This window comes from Mesorhizobium sp. M7A.F.Ca.US.005.03.2.1, assembly GCF_003997795.1.
Taxonomy (GTDB): domain Bacteria; phylum Pseudomonadota; class Alphaproteobacteria; order Rhizobiales; family Rhizobiaceae; genus Mesorhizobium; species Mesorhizobium ciceri.
Genome location: NZ_RZRP01001117.1, coordinates 1 through 1,650 on the forward strand (window position 1 = coordinate 1; position 1,650 = coordinate 1,650).

At 63.4% G+C, this 1,650-nt stretch carries 3 protein-coding genes; all 3 read left to right on the forward strand.

The window, feature by feature from the left end:
• A partial coding sequence (locus EN991_RS35275) for an indole-3-glycerol phosphate synthase TrpC (protein WP_164769629.1) occupies nucleotides 1-532 on the forward strand: 532 nt, incomplete at its 5' end.
• Between the two features lie 2 nt (nucleotides 533-534).
• Nucleotides 535-1,017, forward strand: a complete 483-nt coding sequence (gene moaC, locus EN991_RS35280; protein WP_064995870.1) for a cyclic pyranopterin monophosphate synthase MoaC — start codon at nucleotides 535-537, stop codon at nucleotides 1,015-1,017.
• On the forward strand, nucleotides 1,017-1,650 hold a 634-nt coding region (locus EN991_RS35285; protein ID WP_164769630.1), incomplete at its 3' end, for a molybdopterin molybdotransferase MoeA. The genes moaC and EN991_RS35285, both read left to right, overlap by 1 nt.

Below are 1,650 nucleotides of genomic sequence, written 5' to 3' on the forward strand. Positions count from 1 at the left end.
GACCGACGCACCGTCCTTCCAGGGCGCGCCGGAATTTCTCACCCGGGCGCGAGCCGCCGTCGCGCTGCCGGCGCTGCGCAAGGATTTCCTGTTCGATCCCTATCAGGTCTACGAAGCCCGCGCCTGGGGCGCGGATGCCATCCTGATCATCATGGCCAGCGTCGACGACGCCCTGGCGAGCGAGCTTGAGGCAACGGCATTCGAACTCGGCATGGATGCGCTGATCGAGGTGCATGATGAGTCCGAGACGCTGCGCGCGCTAAAACTGTCGTCGCGGCTGATCGGCATCAACAACCGCAATCTGAGAACATTTGAAACCAGCCTTAAAACGTCGGAGCGGCTGGCACCCATGGTGCCGGGCGGCCGCCTGCTGGTCAGCGAGAGCGGTATTTTCACCCATGACGACTGCCTCAGGCTGCAAAAGAGCGACATCGGCACTTTTCTTGTCGGCGAGAGCCTGATGCGGCAACAGGACGTCACCACCGCGACGCGCTTGCTTCTGACAGGCAAGGCTTTGGCCGAGGCTATCTGACGATGGTATCAGGCCTGACCCATCTCGGCGCGCAGGGCGAGGCCAACATGGTCGATGTCGGCGACAAGGAAGAAACAACGCGCACGGCGATCGCCGAAGGCTTTGTCGCGATGCAGCCCGAGACGCTGAAGATGATCCTCGCCGGCAACGCCAAGAAGGGTGACGTGCTCGGCACCGCGCGCATTGCCGGCATCATGGCGGCGAAGAAGACGCATGAGCTGATCCCGCTCTGCCATCCGCTGCTGCTGACCAAGGTTTCCGTCGACATCGAGCCGGACCACGCTTTACCTGGCCTGAAGGTCACCGCACTGGCCCGCGTCACCGGCAAGACGGGCGTCGAGATGGAAGCGCTGACGGCCGCTTCGGTAGCCTGCCTGACCATCTACGACATGGCCAAAGCAGTAGACCGCGCCATGGTCATCACCGGCATCTGCCTGGTCGAAAAGACCGGTGGCAAGTCGGGTGACTACAAGGCGAGTTCCTGATGGCGCTGGTTCCTATCGCGGAGGCGCTTGAACGCCTGCTCGATGGTGCGGCACCTCTAGCCGGCGAAAGCCTTCCTCTGTTCGAGGCGGTGGATCGTGTTCTGGCAGAACAGGTCGTGGCACTCCGTACCCAGCCACCTTTCAACGCTTCCGCCATGGATGGCTATGCCGCTCGAGCCGCCGACGTGGCGTCGGTACCATCCAGGCTGTCGGTGATCGGCATGGCGCCGGCCGGACGTGGTTTTGCCGGTAGGATCGGCAAGGCACAAGCGGTGCGCATCTTCACCGGCGCGCCGCTGCCCGAAGGCGCCGACACCATCGTCATCCAGGAGAATGTCCACGACCTCGGCGGCGGCGAAATCGAAGTGACCGAGCCGACGGCGCAATGGCGCAATATCCGCCGCATCGGGCTCGATTTTTCAACAGGCGATGTGCTGCTCGAAAGAGGCCGTTTGCTCGACCCGGCGGCACTGTCGCTGGCAGCATCGGCCAACCATCCCCAGGTCAAGGTGGTAAGACGACCGCTTGTCGCCATCATCGCCACCGGCGACGAATTGCTGCCGCCGGGCAGTAATCTCGGCCCGGACCAGATCATCTCGTCCAATGCCTATGGCGTCGCTGCCACCGCACACT

What these genes read in the sequence shown, in the direction of transcription:
- moaC (WP_064995870.1), top strand. Translation starts at nt 535, where the DNA reads ATGGTATCAGGCCTGACCCATCTCGGCGCGCAGGGCGAGGCCAACATG.